Annotated in this window: 27 protein-coding genes and 1 riboswitch; of the genes, 14 read left to right on the forward strand and 13 right to left on the reverse strand. The window is 56.2% G+C overall.

Translation table 11 applies throughout. The features are described from left to right. The 12 genes from rpsE to ACQE2I_RS00810 all read left to right on the forward strand — a co-directional run bounded on the left by rpsE (window position 1) and on the right by ACQE2I_RS00810 (window position 8,362). Window positions 1–501 (forward strand): 30S ribosomal protein S5, encoded by a 501-nt coding sequence (rpsE, locus tag ACQE2I_RS00755; RefSeq protein ID WP_290836874.1) that lies wholly within the window; start codon window positions 1–3, stop codon window positions 499–501. A gap of 6 nt (window positions 502–507) precedes the next feature. After that, window positions 508–690 carry a 50S ribosomal protein L30 gene (gene rpmD, locus ACQE2I_RS00760; RefSeq protein ID WP_308322038.1) on the forward strand — a complete coding sequence of 61 codons (183 nt, stop codon included), beginning with the start codon at window positions 508–510 and terminating at the stop codon, window positions 688–690. A gap of 3 nt (window positions 691–693) precedes the next feature. After that, window positions 694–1,128, forward strand: a complete 435-nt coding sequence (gene rplO / locus ACQE2I_RS00765) for a 50S ribosomal protein L15 (protein WP_427029600.1) — start codon at window positions 694–696, stop codon at window positions 1,126–1,128. After that, window positions 1,129–2,460 (forward strand): preprotein translocase subunit SecY, encoded by a 1,332-nt coding sequence (gene secY / locus ACQE2I_RS00770; RefSeq protein WP_317508339.1) that lies wholly within the window; start codon window positions 1,129–1,131, stop codon window positions 2,458–2,460. 65 nt (window positions 2,461–2,525) lie between these two features. Then, complete coding sequence (rpmJ, locus tag ACQE2I_RS00775; RefSeq protein WP_008959154.1) at window positions 2,526–2,639, forward strand: 50S ribosomal protein L36; 114 nt, start codon at window positions 2,526–2,528, stop codon at window positions 2,637–2,639. Window positions 2,640–2,762: 123 nt separating this feature from the next. Then, entirely contained in the window at window positions 2,763–3,119 is a 357-nt protein-coding gene (rpsM, locus tag ACQE2I_RS00780) for a 30S ribosomal protein S13 (protein WP_008959153.1), read from the forward strand. A gap of 39 nt (window positions 3,120–3,158) precedes the next feature. Next, window positions 3,159–3,545 (forward strand): 30S ribosomal protein S11, encoded by a 387-nt coding sequence (gene rpsK / locus ACQE2I_RS00785; RefSeq protein ID WP_007111985.1) that lies wholly within the window; start codon window positions 3,159–3,161, stop codon window positions 3,543–3,545. 12 nt (window positions 3,546–3,557) lie between these two features. After that, window positions 3,558–4,178, forward strand: a complete 621-nt coding sequence (rpsD, locus tag ACQE2I_RS00790; protein ID WP_427029601.1) for a 30S ribosomal protein S4 — start codon at window positions 3,558–3,560, stop codon at window positions 4,176–4,178. Window positions 4,179–4,279: 101 nt separating this feature from the next. After that, window positions 4,280–5,275: a DNA-directed RNA polymerase subunit alpha gene (locus ACQE2I_RS00795; RefSeq protein ID WP_427029602.1), complete on the forward strand. Its 996-nt coding sequence runs from the start codon at window positions 4,280–4,282 to the stop codon at window positions 5,273–5,275. Window positions 5,276–5,314: 39 nt separating this feature from the next. Beyond that, window positions 5,315–5,701, forward strand: coding sequence for a 50S ribosomal protein L17 (gene rplQ, locus ACQE2I_RS00800; protein WP_427029603.1), 387 nt, complete (start codon window positions 5,315–5,317; stop codon window positions 5,699–5,701). 324 nt (window positions 5,702–6,025) lie between these two features. Continuing rightward, window positions 6,026–7,405: a serine hydrolase gene (locus tag ACQE2I_RS00805; protein WP_427029604.1), complete on the forward strand. Its 1,380-nt coding sequence runs from the start codon at window positions 6,026–6,028 to the stop codon at window positions 7,403–7,405. Window positions 7,406–7,486: 81 nt separating this feature from the next. Further along, window positions 7,487–8,362, forward strand: a complete 876-nt coding sequence (locus ACQE2I_RS00810; protein WP_427029605.1) for a DMT family transporter — start codon at window positions 7,487–7,489, stop codon at window positions 8,360–8,362. 10 nt (window positions 8,363–8,372) lie between these two features. On the opposite strand, the gene ACQE2I_RS00815 is transcribed toward ACQE2I_RS00810, so the two are convergent. The 6 genes from ACQE2I_RS00815 to ACQE2I_RS00840 form a co-directional block, all read right to left on the reverse strand. Continuing rightward, on the reverse strand, window positions 8,373–9,110 hold the full coding sequence (locus ACQE2I_RS00815) for a DODA-type extradiol aromatic ring-opening family dioxygenase (protein WP_427029606.1): 738 nt from the start codon (window positions 9,108–9,110) through the stop codon (window positions 8,373–8,375). Window positions 9,111–9,168: 58 nt separating this feature from the next. Further along, on the reverse strand, window positions 9,169–9,588 hold the full coding sequence (locus ACQE2I_RS00820) for a DoxX family protein (RefSeq protein ID WP_427029607.1): 420 nt from the start codon (window positions 9,586–9,588) through the stop codon (window positions 9,169–9,171). Window positions 9,589–9,667: 79 nt separating this feature from the next. After that, on the reverse strand, window positions 9,668–10,588 hold the full coding sequence (locus tag ACQE2I_RS00825; protein WP_427029608.1) for a LysR substrate-binding domain-containing protein: 921 nt from the start codon (window positions 10,586–10,588) through the stop codon (window positions 9,668–9,670). Beyond that, window positions 10,585–11,217 carry a thiamine phosphate synthase gene (gene thiE / locus ACQE2I_RS00830; RefSeq protein WP_427029609.1) on the reverse strand — a complete coding sequence of 211 codons (633 nt, stop codon included), beginning with the start codon at window positions 11,215–11,217 and terminating at the stop codon, window positions 10,585–10,587. The genes ACQE2I_RS00825 and thiE overlap by 4 nt, the downstream gene beginning before the upstream one ends. Beyond that, window positions 11,207–12,016, reverse strand: a complete 810-nt coding sequence (gene thiM / locus ACQE2I_RS00835; RefSeq protein ID WP_427029610.1) for a hydroxyethylthiazole kinase — start codon at window positions 12,014–12,016, stop codon at window positions 11,207–11,209. Before thiM ends, thiE begins: the two co-directional genes overlap by 11 nt. A 23-nt stretch (window positions 12,017–12,039) precedes the next feature. After that, window positions 12,040–12,138: riboswitch (TPP riboswitch) on the reverse strand. 54 nt (window positions 12,139–12,192) lie between these two features. Next, on the reverse strand, window positions 12,193–12,537 hold the full coding sequence (locus ACQE2I_RS00840; protein WP_427029611.1) for a hypothetical protein: 345 nt from the start codon (window positions 12,535–12,537) through the stop codon (window positions 12,193–12,195). 234 nt (window positions 12,538–12,771) lie between these two features. Here ACQE2I_RS00840 and gloA point away from each other — a divergent pair, with 234 nt between their 5' ends. Both gloA and ACQE2I_RS00850 read left to right on the forward strand, forming a co-directional pair. Then, complete coding sequence (gene gloA / locus ACQE2I_RS00845; RefSeq protein ID WP_427029612.1) at window positions 12,772–13,308, forward strand: lactoylglutathione lyase; 537 nt, start codon at window positions 12,772–12,774, stop codon at window positions 13,306–13,308. A 9-nt stretch (window positions 13,309–13,317) separates the two neighbouring features. Next, the gene (locus tag ACQE2I_RS00850; protein ID WP_427029613.1) at window positions 13,318–13,686 is read left to right on the forward strand and encodes a DUF6164 family protein; all 369 of its coding nucleotides are present in this window, start codon (window positions 13,318–13,320) and stop codon (window positions 13,684–13,686) included. On the opposite strand, the gene ACQE2I_RS00855 is transcribed toward ACQE2I_RS00850, so the two are convergent. From ACQE2I_RS00855 to ACQE2I_RS00885, 7 genes are all read right to left on the reverse strand, one after another. Further along, window positions 13,683–14,348 (reverse strand): cupin domain-containing protein, encoded by a 666-nt coding sequence (locus ACQE2I_RS00855; protein WP_427029614.1) that lies wholly within the window; start codon window positions 14,346–14,348, stop codon window positions 13,683–13,685. The genes ACQE2I_RS00850 and ACQE2I_RS00855 overlap by 4 nt on opposite strands. Before the next feature lie 120 nt (window positions 14,349–14,468). Beyond that, window positions 14,469–15,653, reverse strand: a complete 1,185-nt coding sequence (gene ampC, locus ACQE2I_RS00860; protein WP_427029615.1) for a class C beta-lactamase — start codon at window positions 15,651–15,653, stop codon at window positions 14,469–14,471. Window positions 15,654–15,724: 71 nt separating this feature from the next. Further along, entirely contained in the window at window positions 15,725–16,813 is a 1,089-nt protein-coding gene (locus ACQE2I_RS00865; protein WP_427029616.1) for a metal ABC transporter solute-binding protein, Zn/Mn family, read from the reverse strand. 35 nt (window positions 16,814–16,848) lie between these two features. After that, entirely contained in the window at window positions 16,849–17,739 is an 891-nt protein-coding gene (locus tag ACQE2I_RS00870) for a metal ABC transporter permease (RefSeq protein WP_427029617.1), read from the reverse strand. Then, the gene (locus ACQE2I_RS00875; RefSeq protein WP_427029618.1) at window positions 17,723–18,457 is read right to left on the reverse strand and encodes a metal ABC transporter ATP-binding protein; all 735 of its coding nucleotides are present in this window, start codon (window positions 18,455–18,457) and stop codon (window positions 17,723–17,725) included. The genes ACQE2I_RS00870 and ACQE2I_RS00875 overlap by 17 nt, the downstream gene beginning before the upstream one ends. Then, a complete protein-coding gene (locus ACQE2I_RS00880) occupies window positions 18,454–18,603 on the reverse strand; it encodes a hypothetical protein (RefSeq protein WP_427029619.1) in 150 nt (49 codons plus the stop codon). The genes ACQE2I_RS00875 and ACQE2I_RS00880 overlap by 4 nt, the downstream gene beginning before the upstream one ends. Before the next feature lie 166 nt (window positions 18,604–18,769). Continuing rightward, window positions 18,770–19,441: a hypothetical protein gene (locus ACQE2I_RS00885; protein WP_427029620.1), complete on the reverse strand. Its 672-nt coding sequence runs from the start codon at window positions 19,439–19,441 to the stop codon at window positions 18,770–18,772. Window positions 19,442–19,599: the final 158 nt, after the last annotated feature.

The following is a 19,599-nucleotide window of genomic DNA, read 5'->3' on the forward strand; positions in this document are numbered from 1 at the left end:
ATGGCGAAGAACGAACAGCAAAGCGGTGATCTGCAAGAGAAGTTAGTGCAGGTCAACCGCGTCGCCAAGGTGGTCAAAGGTGGTCGTATTTTCGGCTTCACCGCACTGACCGTCGTTGGTGATGGTAAAGGTCGTGTCGGTTTCGGACGTGGCAAGGCGCGTGAAGTGCCTGTCGCAATCCAGAAAGCGATGGATCAAGCTCGTCGCAACATGGTCAAGGTGAACCTCGCTGGCCACACGCTGCAATACCCGGTAAAAGCCCGTCACGGTGCTTCCAAGGTGTACATGCAGCCGGCTTCCGAAGGTACCGGCATCATCGCCGGTGGCGCCATGCGCTCTGTATTAGAGCTTGCCGGTGTCCACGACGTACTGGCCAAGTGCTACGGTTCCACCAACCCGGTTAACGTGGTACGGGCGACTGTTAAAGGTCTCTCTTCCATGCAAGCACCGGAAGACATTGCCGCTAAGCGCGGCCTGTCTGTCGAAGCGATCACGGGGTAAGGCACCATGGCAGCAACGATCAAGGTTACCCAGATCCGCAGCACCATCGGCATCTTGCCCAAGCACAAAGCTACTATGAAAGGCTTGGGTCTGCGTCGCATCGGTCATACGGTTGAACTGGAAGACACCCCTGCCGTACGCGGCATGATCCACAAGGTAACTTACCTTGTGCGCGTTGAGGGAGAGTAATCCATGAAACTCAATAACCTAAGCCCGGCTGCGGGCTCCAAACACGCTGCAAAGCGCGTTGGTCGTGGCATCGGTTCCGGTCTTGGTAAGACCGGTGGCCGTGGTCACAAAGGTCAGAAATCACGTAGTGGCGGCAGTGTTAAGCCCGGTTTCGAAGGCGGTCAGATGCCTTTGCAGCGTCGTTTGCCGAAGTTCGGCTTTACGTCTGCAAAATCTCTGGTCTCTGAAGAAGTACGCCTGGCTGAGCTTGCCAAAGTCGCGGGTGGCGAAGTCACCCTAGCGTCTTTGAAAGAAGCCAACGTGCTAAAGGATGCTACGCTACACGCGAAGATCATCCTTTCTGGCGAATTGAAAACGGCGGTTACCGTTCGCGGAATCAAGGTCACCAAAGGTGCCCGTGAAGCGATCGAAGCCGCTGGCGGCAAGGTAGAGGACTAAATGGCCAAGTCAGGAAAAATGCCGGCGATGGGCAGCGGTCTGAGTGAACTGTGGGCGCGTTTGCGCTTCGTGCTCCTCGCCATCGTGGTGTACCGTATTGGTGCCCACATTCCCGTACCCGGTATCAATCCTGACCAGCTTGCTGCCTTGTTTAGGGAGCAACAGGGCACCATCTTAGGCATGTTTAACATGTTCTCGGGTGGCGCTCTGGAGCGCATGAGTGTTCTCGCCCTGGGTATAATGCCCTATATTTCGGCGTCAATTATCATGCAGCTCATGACTGCGGTCTCCCCTCATCTTGAGCAGCTCAAGAAAGAGGGTGAGGCTGGCCGCCGCAAGATTAGCCAGTACACCCGCTACGGCACGGTGATACTGGCATTTGTCCAGGCTACCGGCATGTCCGTCGGTCTGGCTAGCCAAGGCATCGCGTACACTGCTGACTTCAGCTTCTACTTCACCGCCGTGATTACGTTCGTATCGGGCGCGGTGTTTATGATGTGGTTGGGCGAGCAGATTACCGAGAAGGGCATCGGCAACGGTATTTCGCTGCTGATCTTCGCCGGTATTGTCGCTGGACTGCCCAGTGCCGTGGGCCAAGCCTTTGAGCTTGCCCGTAATGAAGGGGCCTGGAATGTTCTGCCGCTGTTAGCGCTGTCAGTGTTAGGTATTGCGACTGTTGCCTTTGTAGTCTTCATTGAGCGCGGCCAACGCCGTCTCAAAGTTAACTACCCACGGCGGCAAGTGGGCAATAAGATGTATGCAGGGCAAAGTAGCTACCTGCCTTTGAAGGTCAACATGGCCGGCGTAATTCCGGCGATTTTTGCCTCCAGTATTCTGCTCTTCCCGGCCTCTATTGGTCAGTGGGTAGGTGCCGGTGAAGGTATGGAGTGGTTGCAGCGTGCATCTCAGGCATTAGGCCCCGGTCAACCGCTTTACATCTTGCTTTTCGCGGCGGCAGTGGTATTCTTCTGCTTCTTTTACACAGCGCTGGTCTTCAACCCCAAGGATGTGGCTGACAATCTTAAAAAGTCAGGCGCTTTCCTGCCGGGCATTCGCCCCGGCGAGCAGACCGCTCGCTATATCGACAAGGTCATGACACGTCTGACCCTGTTCGGTGCCTTGTATATCACTGCGGTTTCCTTGATGCCCCAGTTCTTGATTGTGGCGTGGAACGTGCCGTTCTTTTTCGGCGGTACCTCGTTGTTAATCGTAGTCGTGGTCATCATGGACTTCATGGCCCAGGTGCAATCGCATCTCATGTCGCATCAGTATGACTCAGTGATGAAGAAGTCCAACCTGAAAGGCTACGGTAGCGGCGGTATCATGCGCTGAGGCGCCGTCCACCCCTATTAAGTTAGTGAGGGGCGTGCCGCGAGCCGGTTTTTGGAGAAAGATCGATGAAAGTTCGAGCTTCCGTAAAGAAAATGTGCCGTAACTGCAAGATCATTCGTCGCAATGGCGCTGTCCGCGTCATCTGCAGCGAACCACGGCACAAACAGCGCCAGGGTTAATAGCCTGGGTTGTATTAAGCGGGTGCCAGCATACCCCTTGCCCTAGGGCAACTAAAGGGGTATGCTGTTGCGCCTTTTGTAGATGAATAAACGAGCAAGCCGCTCAAATTTCGGAGTAAGCTGATGGCCCGTATTGCAGGCGTCAATATCCCGGACAACAAGCATGCGGCGATCTCGCTGACCTATATCTTCGGGATTGGCCGTACCCGTGCTGAGCACATCTGTGCTGCTGCCGGTATCGCCACTACTGCCAAGATCCAGGACCTGTCTTCTGAAGAAGTCGACACCCTGCGTTCTGAAGTTGGTAAGTACACCGTAGAAGGCGACCTTCGTCGTGATGTTACGCTTAACATTAAGCGTCTCATGGACTTAGGCTGCTACCGTGGTCTGCGTCATCGTCGTAGTCTTCCGCTGCGTGGTCAGCGGACTAAGACTAACGCGCGCACCCGTAAGGGCCCGCGTAAGCCGATCCGCAAATAACACGCACGTTCTGGCGTAAAGACAGGAATAGACATCAACATGGCTAACCCGCGTAGTAACCGTAAAAAGGTTAAAAAGCAGGTAGTGGACGCAATTGCGCATATCCATGCCTCTTTTAACAACACGATCGTGACGATCACAGACCGCCAGGGCAATGCTCTTTCATGGGCAACTGCCGGTGGTTCGGGTTTTCGTGGTTCTCGCAAGAGCACCCCGTTCGCTGCTCAAGTGGCAAGCGAACGTGCAGCAACTGCTGCAGCCGAGTATGGTGTGAAAAACGTAGACGTACTGGTTAAAGGCCCAGGTCCCGGTCGTGAATCCGCCGTGCGCGCATTGAATGCCGCCGGCTTCCGCGTGCAAAGCATCGTAGACGCGACGCCCATTCCCCATAATGGCTGCCGTCCGCCGAAGAAACGCCGCGTTTAAGGAGACAGATTCATGGCTCGTTATATTGGACCGAAGTGCAAACTGTCTCGTCGTGAAGGCACCGACCTCTTCTTAAAGAGTGGTGTGACTCCCTTCGAGAAAAAGTGTAAATCCGAGCAAATTCCGGGTGTACACGGCCAGCGTCGTCAACGTCTTTCAGACTACGGCTTGCAGCTTCGCGAGAAGCAAAAAGTTCGTCGTATGTACGGCGTACTCGAAAAACAGTTCCGTAACTACTACAAAGAAGCCGCCCGCCTGAAAGGCGCGACCGGTGAAGTATTGTTGCAGTTGCTCGAATCCCGACTGGATAACGTCGTCTACCGCATGGGCTTCGGCTCGACTCGCTCTGAAGCGCGTCAGCTGGTCAGCCACAAGGCGATTTCCGTGAACGGCCGCACCGTTAACGTAGCTTCCTACCAAGTGAAGCCGGGTGACGTTGTTTCCATTCGCGAAAAAGCAAAAAACCAAGCACGTATTCAAAACGCTCTGTCGATTGCGGCAAACCGTGGCGATATCGCTTGGATCGAAATCGACGCCAAGAAGATGGAAGGCACTTTCAAGGCTCTGCCTGAACGCGGTGACCTGACTGCCGACATCAACGAAAACCTGATCGTCGAGCTGTACTCCAAGTAAGCAGTGTTTTTCTGTTTCTTGTCGATCTGGTGCTGGGCTAATACCTGCGCCAGGTCGTACCGAGTACCAAGTATCCGTTTGGCAGCCTGAAAGGTGTTCATATGCAGCGTTCAGTGACCGAGTTTCTTCGCCCCCGCGACATTAAGGTTGAAGAAATCAGCGCACATCACGCCAAAATCGTGCTCGAACCGTTCGAGCGTGGCTTTGGTCACACCCTGGGGAATGCACTGCGTCGCATTCTGCTTTCGTCTATGCCCGGCTGTGCCGTGGTAGAGGCTGAAATCGCCGGCGTCGAGCATGAATACAGTGCGCTTGAAGGGGTGCAGGAAGATGTCATTGAAATCCTCCTGAACTTGAAAGATGTTGCGATTAAGATGCACAGCCGCGATGAGGCGGTGCTCACGCTGAACAAGCAGGGCCCAGCCGTCGTCACCGCTGGCGACATTGCGCTTGATCATAGCGTCGAAATCGTCAACCCGGACCACGTCATTGCTCATGTCAATGAAGGTGCCGAGCTGAAAATTCAGCTTAAAGTAGCGCTGGGTCGTGGCTACGAACCGGCTGATGCACGCGGCTCTGATGAAGAGACACGTGCTATTGGTCGCCTGCAGTTGGATGCCACCTTCAGCCCTGTCCGCCGTGTTTCCTACTCGGTTGAAGCCGCTCGTGTTGAGCAGCGCACCGACCTCGATAAGCTGATTATCGATCTGGAAACCGACGGTACCTTGGATCCGGAAGAGGCTATCCGTCGCAGTGCGACCATCCTGCAAGAGCAGCTGGCCGCCTTCGTCGACCTGGAAGCTGATAAAGAACAGGAAGTCGAAGAGGAAGAGGATCAAGTTGATCCAATTCTATTGCGCCCCGTAGACGATCTTGAGTTGACCGTTCGCAGCGCGAACTGCCTAAAAGCCGAGAATATTTATTACATCGGTGATCTTATCCAGCGCACAGAAGTTGAGCTGTTGAAGACACCGAATCTCGGTAAAAAATCTTTGAATGAAATCAAAGATGTATTGGCAGCGCGCGGCTTGTCCCTCGGCATGCGGTTGGAAAATTGGCCACCAGCAAGCCTGAAGGACGACAAGGCCTCCGCGTGAGCGTCGACTTGAGTCCCAGTTTGGTAAGGAATTACAACCATGCGTCATCGTAAGAGTGGTCGTCATCTGAATCGCACCAGCTCGCATCGTCAGGCCATGTTTAAAAACATGTCTGTCTCGCTGGTCGAACATGAAGTGATTAAGACAACCCTGCCGAAAGCCAAGGAACTGCGTCGCGTTATCGAGCCGCTGATTACCTTGTCTAAGCAGGATAGCGTTGCAAACCGTCGTTTGGCATTTGCCCGTACGCGCTCTAAAGAAGCCGTCGGCAAACTGTTTAACGAACTAGGTCCGCGTTATGCCGAGCGTCCGGGCGGTTACGTCCGTATTCTTAAGTGCGGTTTCCGCACCGGCGACAACGCACCTATGGCGTTCGTTGAGCTTGTTGATCGTCCGGTTGTTGAAGATGCTGCTGCAGAAGAGTAATCCTCTGCGCTAGGCAACTTTAATAGCAAATGAAAACCGACCCCTCTGTGGGTCGGTTTTTTTGTAGGTCTCAACTATCTTGTGTTATTTCCCATGCAGCGGCTCTTTTTCTTGGCTTAACTGCGTATATACTCTACGTATCATAAATAGTCTTAAAAACCATTTTTAAGCACTATCTTAAGCACTATCTTAAGAGCTATTTTAAGAGCTATTTTGTCGCCAACGGAAAGCCTTGCGCTGGGCCTTGAATATGGCATGGTAGTTAAGGTTTAAACCTGTGCAATGGGTTCGTCATCGTGGTGTGTTAACAAGCAAGGGGCAGGTATGTATGCGAGCGTAAAGCACTTCGTCGATCGAGCGTCGGCGGTATGGGCACTGTGTATGGGAATATTGCTCACGTTAGCGCTAGCCAGCAACGTGCATGCCGACAATCCACGCTATGCCGGCATCGTGGTGGACTTAGATAATGGCGAAGTGCTCTACGCGGAAAATATTGACGATCAGCGCTATCCCGCGTCGTTAACCAAAATGATGACGCTCTATATGACCTTTGAAGCGTTGCAAGACGGTAGACTGCGTTTGAACCAACCTTTGTCTGTTTCCCCTTACGCAGCCGCTAAACCTGCGGTTAAGCTTTGGTTATCTGCCGGGAGTACTATCCCAGTGGATACTGCCATTCGCGCACTTGCGGTTCGCTCGGCTAATGATGTTGCTGCCGTGGTCGCTGAAGCGATTGGTGGCAGTGAGGCGCGTTTTGCGCAAATGATGACGACCAGAGCGCGTGAGTTGGGTATGCACGCCACTACTTTTCGCAATGCCTCTGGTTTACCGGATGACGGGCAAATTACTACCGCGCGGGATATGCTGACCCTTTCGGTGCGTGTGATGCAGGATTTCCCTGAGTACTATCACTACTTCGGCCTGCAAGAGTTCACCTACCGCGGTACCCGGCACACCAGTCACAATCGGTTGGTGCGGGACTATCCCGGTGCCGATGGTTTGAAAACCGGTTTTATTCGCGCCTCTGGCTTTAACGTAGCGACCACGGCGGTGCGCAGCGACCGGCGTTTAGTGGGCGTGGTAATGGGCGGTTTTTCCTCCCAGTCGCGGGATACTCATATGGCCAACCTACTCGATCGTAGCTTCCTGCGTGCCTCGCTGCGCGACCAGCGAAACTGGATGGGCGACACGGATTTCTCACGCGAGTTTATGGCCTTTGCTCCCCCCGCTCAGCCGGTTGCACCACCGGCGCCTGAACCACGCCAGCCACTCGTAGCAGTGGTAGAAACGGCCACCGTATCGCCGCAGACAACGTCAGAGCCAGCAGTGGATCTTGAAGAGCAGTTGGCTGATATTACTACCGTTCAGCGCCCTGCACCCGTTAACGAAGCGCCACAGCCTGACCCACTACAAACCTTTATTGAACGTGAGCGGCGGCTAGCTGCTAGCAATGAAACGGGCGGTGGCTGGGGGATTCAGGTTGGTGCTTTTAGTCAAGAGACGCGGGCTCGCCAGCTTGCACAGCAGGCAGCTCATCGCATAGGCGAAAATGTGGGTGGTCGCGTTGAAGTAGATACCGTACAAGGCCAAACGCCTGTTTATCGCGCCCGTCTAGTCGCATTGGATGAGCTGCGTGCCCGCCAAGCGTGCCGCGAGCTTAATTCCCAAGGAATGGATTGCATGGTGGTTCACGCTAGCCTCTAAGGTGGTGTGTGGCTATTACCCCGCCAAAGGCACGTTGGCGGGGTTTTTTGCTTTTAAGCGGATAGTAAAAAGGAGGTTGCGGTGACAACGTCACTCAAAGGCATACTCTGCATGTGTATGGGCGTTCTGTTTTTAGCCCTAGGCGACGCCGTTTCCAAATGGTTAGGTGAAGTGCATTCGCCGCTGCAGATTATTTTCTTCCGTGCCTTGGTATCGCTACCGCTGATTGCGCTGCTTGCCTATTTTTCCGGTGGGTTACGCAAGCTGCGTACGCAACGGCCGGGCGTCCATTTGCTGCGCGGATTGATTTATACCGCCACTATGGTCTGTTTTGTATGGGGGCTAACGCTGCTACCCCTGGCGGAGGCTACGGCGATTGCCTTTGTCGCGCCGCTATTTGTCACGCTACTTTCGGTGCCATTGCTGGGTGAGCGAATTGATCCGCCGGTGTTCATTGCATCGTTAGTGGGATTTGCCGGAGTGCTGATTGTAGTGCGCCCCGGTGGCGATGCGTTTCAGGTGGGAGCATTGCTGTTAGTGGTCGCCGCGCTATTTTATGCTCTGATGATGATTACCGCCCGTCGCTACGGTGCCCGTGAGCATTTATGGGCGATGCTGTTTTACATGACCTGTGTGCCACTAATAGTCACCGGGCTAGCCTTACCGTGGGTGTGGCAAACACCGCTACCGTGGCACTGGGTGGGTTTTTTTGCATCAGGCGTACTCGGCGTCGCGGCCACTGCCTTTATCACCTTGGCGTTTCGCTTTGCGCCTGCCGCTATTGCCGCCCCGTTTGACTACACCGCTATGCTCTGGGCGGTGCTGCTGGGCTGGTGGGTCTGGGACGAAATGCCGGATATCTGGGTGTGGGTGGGCAGCGCCTTGATTATGCTCAGCGGGTTGGCGGTGGCCTACCATGACCGCAGGACGACCCTTAAACGCCGCCCGACTGCCTAATCAGCGTTCTTTACGCAAACTGATAAACATCCATCGCCAGTACGCCGTGTTCGACGCTGTGGTGCAACTGGGTTGCTTTGCCACCCGCTCCCATCGCAACTAACAAGGGCTGAAAGTGCTCAGGCGTTGGATGGTTTTCCAGCGCCTTCGGCGCGTTTTCCCAACCAAGTAACGCTTCACGATCATTGGCGGTAACGCGACCATTCACCCAGTGGGCAAACTCGTCCACCCAGGCGGGCATAGGGCTACCCTGAGGCAATATTTCATACAGGTTATGGGTCAGGCTGCCCGAGCCAATAACCAAAATGCCTTCTTCCCGAAGAGCCGACAAATGCTCACCTAGTGTCACTAGCTCGGCATTGCTCCAGCGCACCGGAAGCGAGACGGAAACTACCGGCACATTAGCTTCTGGAAACATCAGCGAGAGTGGCACCCAAACACCGTGATCAAGGCCGCGCTCTACCCGCTCGGCGCCCAGTAACTCGGCTAGCCGTTCAGCCAGTTCGGGTTCGCCAGAGGCAGGATACTGGCACTCGAAAAGCTCACGCGGGAATCCGCCAAAATCGTGTATGGTCTCTGGCTTGGCGCTGATGCTGACCTTGAGCGCCAGGCTCTCCCAATGTGCCGATACCACGACGACCGCTTTGGGCGAAAGCTGTTTGCCCAGCTCGCGTAGAAAGGCGTGGGCCGGGGTTTTATTCAGCGCCAACATGGGCGAACCATGGGAAATAAACAGGCTAGGTAACATGGTGAGACTCCATAGCAGTGCCAGCGCTTACCGTGTGGAAAGCACTGGCGTGATAGTTCTAGGCGAAGCGACGATTTAACACCCAGCGACCGCTACCCAGACCCGCTTGCACGATCAGAGCAATTGCCCAAAATACTGGGAATTCCCAGCCGCCGCCGGCATTAGAAAACATCCAACCGTTGCCCAGGTGCACCCAAGCGGCACCGAGCAGCACTGGCACCAGGGCCAGGCTCACCCAGCGGGTATACACGCCAAGCAGCAGGGCGATGCCGCCGCCGACTTCGGCAGCAATGGTCAAGTAGGCCAGAAATCCAGGTAAACCCAGTGATTCAAAATAGCCGACGGTGCCCGGCAGGGTAAACACAAATACTTTAAGCAAACCGTGGGCCAGCGCCATAACCCCGAGGGATACACGTAGCAGCGTAATGGTATAGGGTTGCAAAGAGGCTGTTGTAGCAGACTGTGAAAGAGTCGTCATCGTAGTAGCGTCCATCTGAGTGGTTGATAGCGCTACTTTACAGTCCGTTCAGTTCGAGATAATCAGCGCATTTTGAACATCACTGTTGCGTTATTTGCGACAATCCAATGTTTTGCTCCCAAACCGGCGGATCACCCCACGCTTCGCTGAGTAAGTCGATAAAGCGCTCCACCTTGGCGGGCAGATAGCGCCGAGCCGGGTAGAGCGCGTGTACATCGAGCCGCACCGCTGGCTCATCGGTCAAAATGGGTATCAATCGCCCGCTGGCAATACTCTCCGTGACCAAAAAGCTGGGCTGCTGGGCGATGCCTAGGCCCGCTTCTGCGGCGTGTGTTAATACATCGCCATTATTGCTTTCCAACGGGCCATTAACCGCCAATGACTGTGCTGTCACCTGCCAGTCTGCGCTGTGTTGGCCGCTGCGATAGCGCAGACAACGGTGCTCGGCAAGGGCTTTAACACTGCTGGGTTCACCGTGGGTGGCAAGATACGCTGGCGATGCGCAAAACAGCAGACGGCAACGGGTCAAGCGGCGCGCCACTAAGCTAGAGTCGGGCAAGCTACCGATACGGATCGCGACGTCATAACCCTCTTCGAGTAGATCAACGCGGCGGTCGTTTAGATCCAATCGCACTTCAAGGGCTGGATGGGTCTGCATAAATTGGGCAACGAGAGGCGCTAGGTAGCGGGTGCCAAAACTCATTGGCCCGTTCACGCGCAGCCGCCCACGCACATCACTGGTGCCTTGGCCCACCTCGGCGGCGGCTTCATCGAGCGCTTGCAGCACGCCTTGGGCGCGGACTAGATAGCGCTCACCGGCTTCCGTGAGATGCAGTCGTCGCGTAGTGCGCTGTATCAGTCGCGCCCCCAACGACGCCTCAAGTGCCATGACCTGACGTGATACGCGGGTGCGCGAAATATCCAGCGCTTCAGCGGCCCGGGTGTAGCTACCCAGCTCGGCTACCCGCACAAAAGCGACGATGTGCTCCAACTGGTTCATGACGCCGAAACAGCCTGGAAAGCCTGAAATGCCCGCGCTGCCTGGTAGGGGTCAGGCTGTCCACAAATGGCTGAGATCACCGCTAAGCCGTTGGCGCCGGCCTGCTGCACACTAATAGCATGCTCGGCCTTCAACCCGCCAATCGCTACGCTGGGCAGTGGGCATGCCTTGACCAGCGATGCTAAGCCATCAAAGCCGATAGGCTGGGCGTGATCCTGCTTGCTCACGGTGGCAAACACGGGGCCAATGCCCACGTAATCAAGTAGCTCCATGGGGGCGGCTTGAAGCTGAGCGTGAGTGTTGATCGACAGCCCGATAATCGCTTGCTCGCCTAACAGACTGCGGGCCTCTTGAACGGCGGCGTCGCTCTGGCCGACATGCAGCCCGTCGGCCTGGCTTTCCAGCGCCACCTGCAAACGATCATTAATGATCAGTGGCACACCGGTACCCGCCAGAAGCGCTTTGAGTCGTTTGGCTTGGGCAATCATCTGTTCATTGCTGGCGTGTTTATCGCGTAGTTGCACGATGGTTACGCCGCCTTTTACTGCCGCTTCCACTGTTTGTTCCAAGCCATAGCCACGGCAGAGTGACGCATCGGTGACTAAATAGAGCGATAGATCAAGCGGCATGAACAGCCTCCAACGGGGCATGAGTAGTGAGGTCATCAGGGGTAAGCTGATACAGCGCATCCAGCAGGGCGACCTGGAAGCTACCAGGCCCTTGAGTGTTGCGGCCCGCCCGCTCACCTGCGATGGCAAAGCAGGTCAGCGCAGCGCTTGTTGCACCCAGGGGCGCTTCACGATTAGCAGCCACAAACGCCGCGACTAGTGCACTCAGTCCACAGCCTAGGGTTGTCACACGGGGCATTAAGGGATGGCCACCGTTAATACGATAGTGCTGTGTGCCGTCTGTTAGCCAGTCGCTTTCGCCGGTCATCGCGACAATGCAGCCGTGCTGTTGCGCCAGCGCTATCGCTGCGTCGACGGCTTGGCCGGTGGCGGTTGTCGAGTCCACGCCGCGGCCTTGGCTAGCTAAACCGTTAAGGGCAAGAATTTCAGAGGCATTGCCACGAATCACGCTGGGTTTAGCGGCAAGCAGCTGCGTGCATAGTTTTTGGCGATAGCGCGTGGCGCCAACGGCGACGGGGTCTAGCACCCAGGGAATAGCGTGCTGGTTGGCGGTTGTGGTGGCGGTCAGCATGGCATCAGCCCAATGGGAGGAAATCGTGCCGATATTAATCGAAAGCCCTGTGGAAATAGCGGTGAACTCAGCCACTTCTTCCGGCGCATGCAGCATCGCGGGTGAGGCACCTATGGCTAGCAGCAGGTTCGCGGTGCTGTTCATGGCCACGTAATTGGTCATACAGTGAACGAGTGGCGTCTCTGCGCGCAGCGTTGCAAGGTAATCGCCAAGCGGAGGTAAGGTCATAGCATCCTCCCGGCAGGGAGGTGGTAAGCGGTACCACGACTCCCTACGCCGGTGTTATCCGGTTCAGGTTCAAAGGGTGCGTCTCAGCCCAACCGTAATGGAGGGCGCCCCTGTCGAGGGATTACTATCCTTGCCTGAAGTAGCCCTGTAAAGCCCTGGATACCGACGATGGCCATCTAACGAAATGAAATACGTGTGCCGTAGGTGAGCATCTCGTCAGGTGTTATGGCTTTACCTTCGACCCCAATCATTTCGTCACCGCACTGGTCGGCGAAGGTCAGCACGCCGTGGGTCAAACCGAGTTGGCCTAAGGTATCGCGTATTTCACCGGTGCCGAGAAAAGTACTAACGTGCCCTTTGCTATCACTGAGGTCAGACACGCCGTTAGCATGATGAAAACGCACTGTGTAAATCCCATCCATCGACTCCACCTCAACAATCGGCGAAAAACCGTTGTGAAGCGCATTGGAAAGTTGCTTGAGGGTTAAGTGGTCACCCAGCGTCATATCGATCGCCGTCATAAAAACCTCCTGAACGACGCCCTTAATTAGGGACATCGATCATGTGGCGGGAACTTCTTTTATAAATCTTATGCATAATAAGTGTAGAGTTTTTGTTTAGGATTGCTAGTGCACTTGTCGGTACCGTGATGCGACGCTGTCTATGTGCTTGTAAGGGCTGGTATTATGGCGATAAAGCCCCCAGGGTAAGCGGTATATGGATTCAATGATCAACATCAGCGACAGGAGAGCGTGATGAGTTTTCAAGGCGAGCAGCATCCCGGCGTCGTCGCCACACCACCCCAAACCCAAGGGTTTCGCTTAAACCACACCATGTTGCGGGTGAAAGACCCCGAGCGTGCGCTGGGGTTTTACTCAAAGGTGTTTGGTATGCAGGTGATGCGGCGACTGGATTTCGAAGAGATGCAGTTCTCGCTGTACTTCCTGGCTAACCTGGAGCCAAGCGACAGCGTGCCGGAAGATTCTGAGGAGCGCACCGCCTGGACGTTTAGCCAGAAGGGGCTGCTGGAGCTGACCCACAACTGGGGCACCGAAACCCAAGACGATTTTGCCTACCACGATGGCAATGCCGAACCCCAAGGCTTTGGCCATATCTGCTTTAACGTACCGGATTTAGTGATGGCCCAGGAATGGTTCGACGCCCACGACGTCACGTTTGTGAAGCGCGCTGATCAAGGCAAAATGAAAGATGTTATCTTCGTTAAAGACCCGGATGGCTACTGGATCGAAGTGATTCAGGCCGATTTAATGCCAGGTAAGAGCGACGCTTGAGGCACGCCAATGGCTAAACTACTGTTCCGGCTGCGCCACGTTACTGATGAAGAAGCCATGGAGGTGCGTGACCTGCTGGCGGCGCATGGTTTTGACACCTATGAAACCCAGGCGGGTTTTTTCCGCCTGGGCGTCGATGCTATTTGGCTGCGTAACCCGCATCAACACGACGCGGCCATCGCCGCCCTAGAGGCTTACCAGACGGAGCGCCTTGAGCGCGCCCAGCGCGAGCACCAGGCGGCAGTTGAGCGGGGCGACGCAGAGACGTTATGGCGCCGTTTGGCCGCTCACCCGCTGCAGGTCGTACTGGTGCTGTTAGCGGTTGGACTGATTGCCGCCCTCACACTTCTGCCGTTCCTGGGTCTGTCGCGGGCTTAAGCCGCAGGCAAGTGGCCGCGCTTGAGGTACATCATCACACCTTTATCACCCGCCGTTAATGCCGGTGCCGCACCGCTGGGGTAGCGGCACCAGGTGCCTGCTGTATAGCTTTGCTCGCTGTCGTTTAGGGTGCCTTCCAGAATCAAAAATTCCAGCCCGCCCAGCAGCGTGGGGTAGGTGATAGAGGTGCCCGCCGACCAGCGCTCCAGGCTGGTGCGCTCCTGCTTGTAGGTGTGCAGCATCTTGTAGGCGATGCGTGGGCGGCGATCCGGCTGCCAGGGTAATCGGTGAGCAGGTACCGCCAGCTGTAGCGTGTCGTTGGGGTCGAACTGGTGCAGTTTGACAAAAATCAGCGCGCCTTCTTCGCCAATCTGCGGCGTATGGCCGGTACCGACAGGGTTTCTTAAGTAGCTGCCCGCTGCGTAGCGGCCATGCTCATCGGCGAACACGCCTTCCAGCACCAGAATCTCTTCGCCGCCGCCATGGGTATGCCGCTCAAACTGGGTATTGGGGGCGTAGCGGACAAGGCTGGTGGCGCGGGCAACTTCATCGCCAATGCGGTCAAACATCATGCGCTCTACCCCCGCACTGGGGGAGTCGACCCACTGATACTCTTCCGGGGTAACGCAGGCAAAGTGGCTAAAATCGGCGTTTAGACGCATGGGAAAGGGCTCTTCGCAGTGAAGGTTAGTAACGGGGAGGGGTGTTAGTCTCCTTACCGACAGCGAAAAATGCAACAAAAAAGCCGCCCGAAGGCGGCGTCAAGTTGTCTGGTCGCTTACTTAGGGCGATTCAGTGAGCGTGGAAAAAATATGATGGGCCGCCTCAATCCGCGCCTGATTGGGGTAGTTGCGGTTGGCCAGCATCACAATACCGATCTGCTCGCTGGGTACAAAGGCCACGTAGCCGCCAAAACCATTGGTTGCGCCGGTTTTGTTGTAGAGCGCCTCCTGCCTGGGGGCGAGCGGCGGGGTTAAGCGGTTGGCGGGGTTGGGCTGCAAAACCATCTCAAGGGAGTTGCCTTCCAGCAGCTTTTCCAGTGCCACTGGGTGGGTGTAGCTTTCCCAACCCAGGCCTTGTGTCATATTGCCAAACTCAAAGTAGCCTGTGCGCGTGGCTGCCAAGGCTTGGCTTAATGCGCCTAGTTTGCTCTCTTCAAGCCCAGCGCTATTCATATTGGCTTCCACAAACGTTAGTACGTCGGCGGCCGTCGATTTCAAGCCGTAAGCCTGGGCATCCAGCATGCCTGGATTTACCCGAATGGGCTTACCCTCTTTTGAGTAACCGTAGGCGTAGTGGTCCTGCTGCGCTTGCGGCACCTGGTAATAGCTATGCTCAAGCCCCAGCGGGGCGAAGAGCGCTTCTTCCATGAGCGTCTCGAACGGTTTGCCAAGGCGTTGGGCGGTTAAATAGCCCATCAACCCTATGCTTGGGTTGGAGTAGAGCCGATGGCTGCCGGGGGGAGATTTAGGCTGCCACTGGCGATAGTAGTCGAGCATCTGCGCTTCGCTTTGTACCGCACCGGGAAACTGCAGCGGAAGCTCTCCCGCTGTGTAGGTGCCCAGTTCCAGTAGTGTGATCTCATCGAAGGCGCTGCCTTCAAGGGCTGGCAGGTACTGGCTGGCCGGGTCAGAAAGCGCAAGGGTGCCGCTGGACTGTGCGTAGCCTGTTAACGCCGCCGTGAAGATCTTACTGATCGAGCCGAGTTCGAACAGTGTCTCATCGGTGACCGGAGTACCTGCTTCTTGGTCGGCTTCCCCATAATTAAAGTACTGCTGTTGGCCATCGATACTTAGCGCAATTGACATCCCTGGGATTCGATGCTCCGCCATTAGCGGGGCGATGGTATCGTCCATCAGCACCTTAATTCGTTGACTATCGGTTCCTTCAAGCGCCCAGGCAGAGCTGCTAACAAGGAGTAAGCCAGCTATGATAAGGCTGGTTTTTGCTGCTAGCCTCTTATGCATACCAGAATCCTATTGCTATTATTAATGCCTGAGCAGCACTTTAACGATGTGTGCTTAGTGACTCGGCCCGCTTAGTGGCTATGCTCACTATGGTCATGCTCTGCGTGATCGTGGCTGTGCGCATGATCGTCATGGCCGGGCTCTTCATGTCCGGGCTGGGCCAACGCATCGTGCAGCACCTGGGCATTATGGCGCATCATACCCAGGTAGGTACTGGCTTCACCCTCTGCTGCCAGTGCATCGGCGTAGAGCGTGCCCGCAATCGGCAGTCCCGTCTCTTCAGATAGCTGGGTAATGATTGACTGATTGGTCATGTTCTCGTGGAACAACGCCTGCACGTTCTCCTCCGCAATCACGTCCACCAGTGCCGCCATGCTGGCGCCGCTGGGATCGGCTTCCGTTGAAAGCCCGACGGGGGAGAGAAAGTTAACCCCATAAGCGCTTGAGAAGTAGCCAAAGGAGTCGTGGCCAGTAATCACACTGGTGGAGGCCGGAATCTCGTCAATCAGCGCACGAATCTCGGCGTCTACCTCGGCCATTTCCTGTAAGTACTGCTCCGCATTGGCGCGGTACGCATCGGCGTTATCGGCGTCGGCGGCGATTAAGCCATCGCGGATATTGGCGATATACACTTCGGCTTGGTGCATGTCCTGCCAGGCGTGGGGATCCTCATCGCCATGATCATGGTCCGCATGCGCTTCGTGGTCAGAGTCGTGATCATCATGCCCGTGCTCGTCATGACCATGATCGTCGTGGTCATCGTGACCATGATCGTCATGCCCATGCTCGTCATGTCCGGCGAAAGCGAGCGGCTCGATACCGTCAGTCGCGGTAACCAAAGTACCCGAATAGTCGCTGGCGCTAATTAAACGCTCCATCCAGCCCTCAAACAGCAAGCCGTTGAACACCACCAAATCAGCGTTGGCTAGAGCGCGCGCATCGCCGGGACTGGGGGAGTAAACGTGGGCATCGCCATCGGCAGCGACCAGGGAGGTCACCTCGACATGCTCTCCGCCTACGTTTTCCACCATATCCGCGAGGATAGAGAAGCTGGTGACCACCTGAACGCGCTCATTAGCCATGGCAGCAGGCAGTGCCAGCATAGCGGAAACACCCACTAACCAGCGCGACGACCGAGATGATAAATAGGCAAGCGACATACAACACTCCTTACGATAAGCATGAAGACTGATAATTAAGCCCCTTGCTCCACTTCAAGCGGCGTGGTTTTACGCCGCAGCTTGGCGGCCAAGCTGTGGTAGCGACCAAACAGGGCCGAAAAGAGATAACCGAACCCAGCCAGCAGAATAATGCTCGGGCCTGAAGGGATATCCAGATGAAACGAGAGCAGCAGGCCACCGGTGCTCGCTACCATGGCCAGCACAATCGCGATGCCAATTAGGCCCTCTAAGCGTTTGCTCCAGAAGCGCGCCGAAGTGGCGGGCAGCATCATTAAGCCCACCGCCATCAGCGTACCCAGGGTTTGAAAACCGGCGGTTAAGTTCAGCACCAGCAACCCCAAAAATACGCTGTGCACCCAACCGCTGCGGCGGCTCTGGCCGCGCAAAAACAGCGGGTCCAAGCACTCGACCACCAGGGCGCGAAACACTACCGCCAGCGTCAACACGATCAGCGTGCTGATGCCTGCAATCAGCAGTAGCGCGGTGGAGTTAACCGCCAGAATCGAGCCAAATAGCACATGGGTAAGGTCGACACTGCTGCCGCCCAGTGAAATCAACATCACCCCTGCGGCCAGCGAGATAATAAAAAAGCTCGCCATGGCGGCATCTTCGCGCTGGCCGCCCATCTTCGACACCGCCCCCGCCAGCAGCGCGACCATCAAGCCAAACAGCACCCCGCCAATGCTCATAATTGGCAGCGAAAACCCCGCCAGCAGAAAGCCAAGCGCCACGCCGGGCAGAATTGCGTGGGCCATGGCGTCGCCAATCAGGCTCATTCCGCGCAGCACCAAAAATACCCCTAATGGCGGCGCGGCCAGCGAAAGCGCCAAGCCGCCGACTACCGCGCGGCGCATAAAGCCGTAATCGAACGGGCTGACAAACCAGGCGTTAAGCAGATCCAGCATGGCGTCCTCCCAACGTAAACGGCACTACCTGGGCGGGCGCATGTTGATGCGTCAGCGTACTGGGCGCGACCCAGCGGCCATGGCCGCCGTTGAGCATCAGCACTTCGTCGGCCAGGCGGCGCAGGTGGTCCATATCGTGGAGCACGACAATAATGGTCGCGCCGTCATCGGCCATCTGGCGCAGGATACGGATCAAAATATCCACGGTTTCGCTATCCACATTGGCAAACGGTTCATCAAGCAGTAACAGCTCGGCTTCCTGCATTAGTGTGCGACCAATCAGTGCGCGCTGGCGCTGGCCGCCGGAAAGCTCGCCGAGCGGGCGGTGGGCCAAGTGCGAAATCCCCAATCGTGCCATAATCTCGCGACCCTTACGGTAATGCCCCGCACAGTAGCCGGTTAACGCGCCGTGGCTGGGCCAACTGCCGGTCATTACCAGCTCTTCCACACTCATCGGGAAGGTCAGGTCTAGCGCCAGCTGTTGCGGTAGCCACGCTCGGCGCTCTTTAGATACCGTGCAGACCACTTCGCCACTAATCGGCCGCAACTCACCCATAATCGCCTGAATCAGCGTGCTTTTACCGGCGCCGTTAGCGCCGATTAGCGCGGTAATCGCCCCCGGCTTAAAGTCGCCTTCAACGTGTTCCAACACCGTGCGGCGCGCCTGCGCTAAGTGCAGATTGTGCAGCTGTAGGCGTGATAAAGAGCGTTGACTCATCCCAACCACCCGCCAGCCCAGACCACCAATCCCCACAGCGCCAGCAGCGGCACGGCAACAAACAGCAACCGTTTAATAGCCGATAGCGACATCAAGGAGAAGTGGCAGGGACCTTCCCTGTTATGGCGGTGCGTATGCTCACTCATCAAGTGGCCTCGTATAATATCGAATAGGTTATAACATAACGTTTGGCAATGCCAAAAAATTGCTGACTATTTTACGCGTTCACACCGCGCTGGCAATGATAAAGCGCTGGACGCAAACCGCCGCCAGCGCTTTAGAGGAACGGCTAGCAAGGAGGGGGCTTAAAAATCAGTAGCGCCAGGTAGCGCCAAGCTGCTGGGGTGTCACATGCAACGCATACTCACCGGGAATCGTCATCGGCCCCAGCGAAAGGTTAGCGGGCTGGAAACGGTTTATCGCCGAAGACGCCTGATTTGGCTGCGACCAAATTTGCAACTCATTCACCAACATACCGGTGGCAAAGTTAATAGCGCCGTCGCTTTCCCGGCCATCGGCGGCAATCACCGCGCCCGCCACGCCATTGACCACCAACGAGCTCACCCGGGCACCCCAGCCACGCCGCTCGCGTTCCGCCTGGGCCAGCTGCAAGCCCAGCGCCTGCACGCCGCTTAAATCGCCGCTGGCTTTCAAGCGTTCATATTCCGCCAATGCCGCCGGGTGTGGCTGGCGATCGGTCAGCATGCCAGCCACAGCCAGCGCTGACTTCACCACGCCCACCCGGGCATCAAAACGGTCATCCGCGTCGCTCGCCTCACTCGACTGGTACGCATTCACTGCCAGGCTAGTGCCGTAAATGCCCGTCCAGCCCCACTGCCAAACAGTGGCGTGGCTGGCGCCGTTCTCAAATACCTCATCGTATTTGCTCCACTGCCCATCTGTTTGAGCCTGGGCGTGTGAAGAGACGGGCAGAGTGATCACCAAGGTGGTAACCAACGCGGCAAAAAGACGAAAAGCATGCATGGTGAAGTGCCTATAAAGGGGAGCCATAGCGCTAAGCGTAGCACGGGGGTAGGCAGTCGTTAGCGTGGAATCAAGGTCATTTAAGTATGACTAAGGTCAATGGCGCTTAAGCATAAAGAATGATTAGATGAGGCATTAGTAAAACGATAACCAGGAGT

The sequence above is a fragment of the Halomonas sp. H2 genome (assembly GCF_050215315.1).
Classification (GTDB): domain Bacteria; phylum Pseudomonadota; class Gammaproteobacteria; order Pseudomonadales; family Halomonadaceae; genus Vreelandella.

What these genes read in the sequence shown, in the direction of transcription:
- ACQE2I_RS00870 (WP_427029617.1), bottom strand. Translation starts at nt 17,739, where the DNA reads ATGCTGGATCTGCTTAACGCCTGGTTTGTCAGCCCGTTCGATTACGGC.
- rpmJ (WP_008959154.1), top strand. Translation starts at nt 2,526, where the DNA reads ATGAAAGTTCGAGCTTCCGTAAAGAAAATGTGCCGTAACTGCAAGATC.
- ACQE2I_RS00880 (WP_427029619.1), bottom strand. Translation starts at nt 18,603, where the DNA reads ATGAGTGAGCATACGCACCGCCATAACAGGGAAGGTCCCTGCCACTTC.
- gloA (WP_427029612.1), top strand. Translation starts at nt 12,772, where the DNA reads ATGAGTTTTCAAGGCGAGCAGCATCCCGGCGTCGTCGCCACACCACCC.
- rpsE (WP_290836874.1), top strand. Translation starts at nt 1, where the DNA reads ATGGCGAAGAACGAACAGCAAAGCGGTGATCTGCAAGAGAAGTTAGTG.
- ACQE2I_RS00805 (WP_427029604.1), top strand. Translation starts at nt 6,026, where the DNA reads ATGTATGCGAGCGTAAAGCACTTCGTCGATCGAGCGTCGGCGGTATGG.
- ACQE2I_RS00865 (WP_427029616.1), bottom strand. Translation starts at nt 16,813, where the DNA reads ATGTCGCTTGCCTATTTATCATCTCGGTCGTCGCGCTGGTTAGTGGGT.
- rpsM (WP_008959153.1), top strand. Translation starts at nt 2,763, where the DNA reads ATGGCCCGTATTGCAGGCGTCAATATCCCGGACAACAAGCATGCGGCG.
- rpsK (WP_007111985.1), top strand. Translation starts at nt 3,159, where the DNA reads ATGGCTAACCCGCGTAGTAACCGTAAAAAGGTTAAAAAGCAGGTAGTG.
- ACQE2I_RS00855 (WP_427029614.1), bottom strand. Translation starts at nt 14,348, where the DNA reads ATGCGTCTAAACGCCGATTTTAGCCACTTTGCCTGCGTTACCCCGGAA.
- ampC (WP_427029615.1), bottom strand. Translation starts at nt 15,653, where the DNA reads ATGCATAAGAGGCTAGCAGCAAAAACCAGCCTTATCATAGCTGGCTTA.
- ACQE2I_RS00815 (WP_427029606.1), bottom strand. Translation starts at nt 9,110, where the DNA reads ATGTTACCTAGCCTGTTTATTTCCCATGGTTCGCCCATGTTGGCGCTG.
- ACQE2I_RS00825 (WP_427029608.1), bottom strand. Translation starts at nt 10,588, where the DNA reads ATGAACCAGTTGGAGCACATCGTCGCTTTTGTGCGGGTAGCCGAGCTG.
- rplO (WP_427029600.1), top strand. Translation starts at nt 694, where the DNA reads ATGAAACTCAATAACCTAAGCCCGGCTGCGGGCTCCAAACACGCTGCA.
- ACQE2I_RS00850 (WP_427029613.1), top strand. Translation starts at nt 13,318, where the DNA reads ATGGCTAAACTACTGTTCCGGCTGCGCCACGTTACTGATGAAGAAGCC.
- ACQE2I_RS00795 (WP_427029602.1), top strand. Translation starts at nt 4,280, where the DNA reads ATGCAGCGTTCAGTGACCGAGTTTCTTCGCCCCCGCGACATTAAGGTT.
- secY (WP_317508339.1), top strand. Translation starts at nt 1,129, where the DNA reads ATGGCCAAGTCAGGAAAAATGCCGGCGATGGGCAGCGGTCTGAGTGAA.
- rpsD (WP_427029601.1), top strand. Translation starts at nt 3,558, where the DNA reads ATGGCTCGTTATATTGGACCGAAGTGCAAACTGTCTCGTCGTGAAGGC.
- ACQE2I_RS00840 (WP_427029611.1), bottom strand. Translation starts at nt 12,537, where the DNA reads ATGACGGCGATCGATATGACGCTGGGTGACCACTTAACCCTCAAGCAA.
- ACQE2I_RS00820 (WP_427029607.1), bottom strand. Translation starts at nt 9,588, where the DNA reads ATGACGACTCTTTCACAGTCTGCTACAACAGCCTCTTTGCAACCCTAT.
- thiM (WP_427029610.1), bottom strand. Translation starts at nt 12,016, where the DNA reads ATGACCTTACCTCCGCTTGGCGATTACCTTGCAACGCTGCGCGCAGAG.
- ACQE2I_RS00885 (WP_427029620.1), bottom strand. Translation starts at nt 19,441, where the DNA reads ATGCATGCTTTTCGTCTTTTTGCCGCGTTGGTTACCACCTTGGTGATC.
- rpmD (WP_308322038.1), top strand. Translation starts at nt 508, where the DNA reads ATGGCAGCAACGATCAAGGTTACCCAGATCCGCAGCACCATCGGCATC.
- rplQ (WP_427029603.1), top strand. Translation starts at nt 5,315, where the DNA reads ATGCGTCATCGTAAGAGTGGTCGTCATCTGAATCGCACCAGCTCGCAT.
- thiE (WP_427029609.1), bottom strand. Translation starts at nt 11,217, where the DNA reads ATGCCGCTTGATCTATCGCTCTATTTAGTCACCGATGCGTCACTCTGC.
- ACQE2I_RS00875 (WP_427029618.1), bottom strand. Translation starts at nt 18,457, where the DNA reads ATGAGTCAACGCTCTTTATCACGCCTACAGCTGCACAATCTGCACTTA.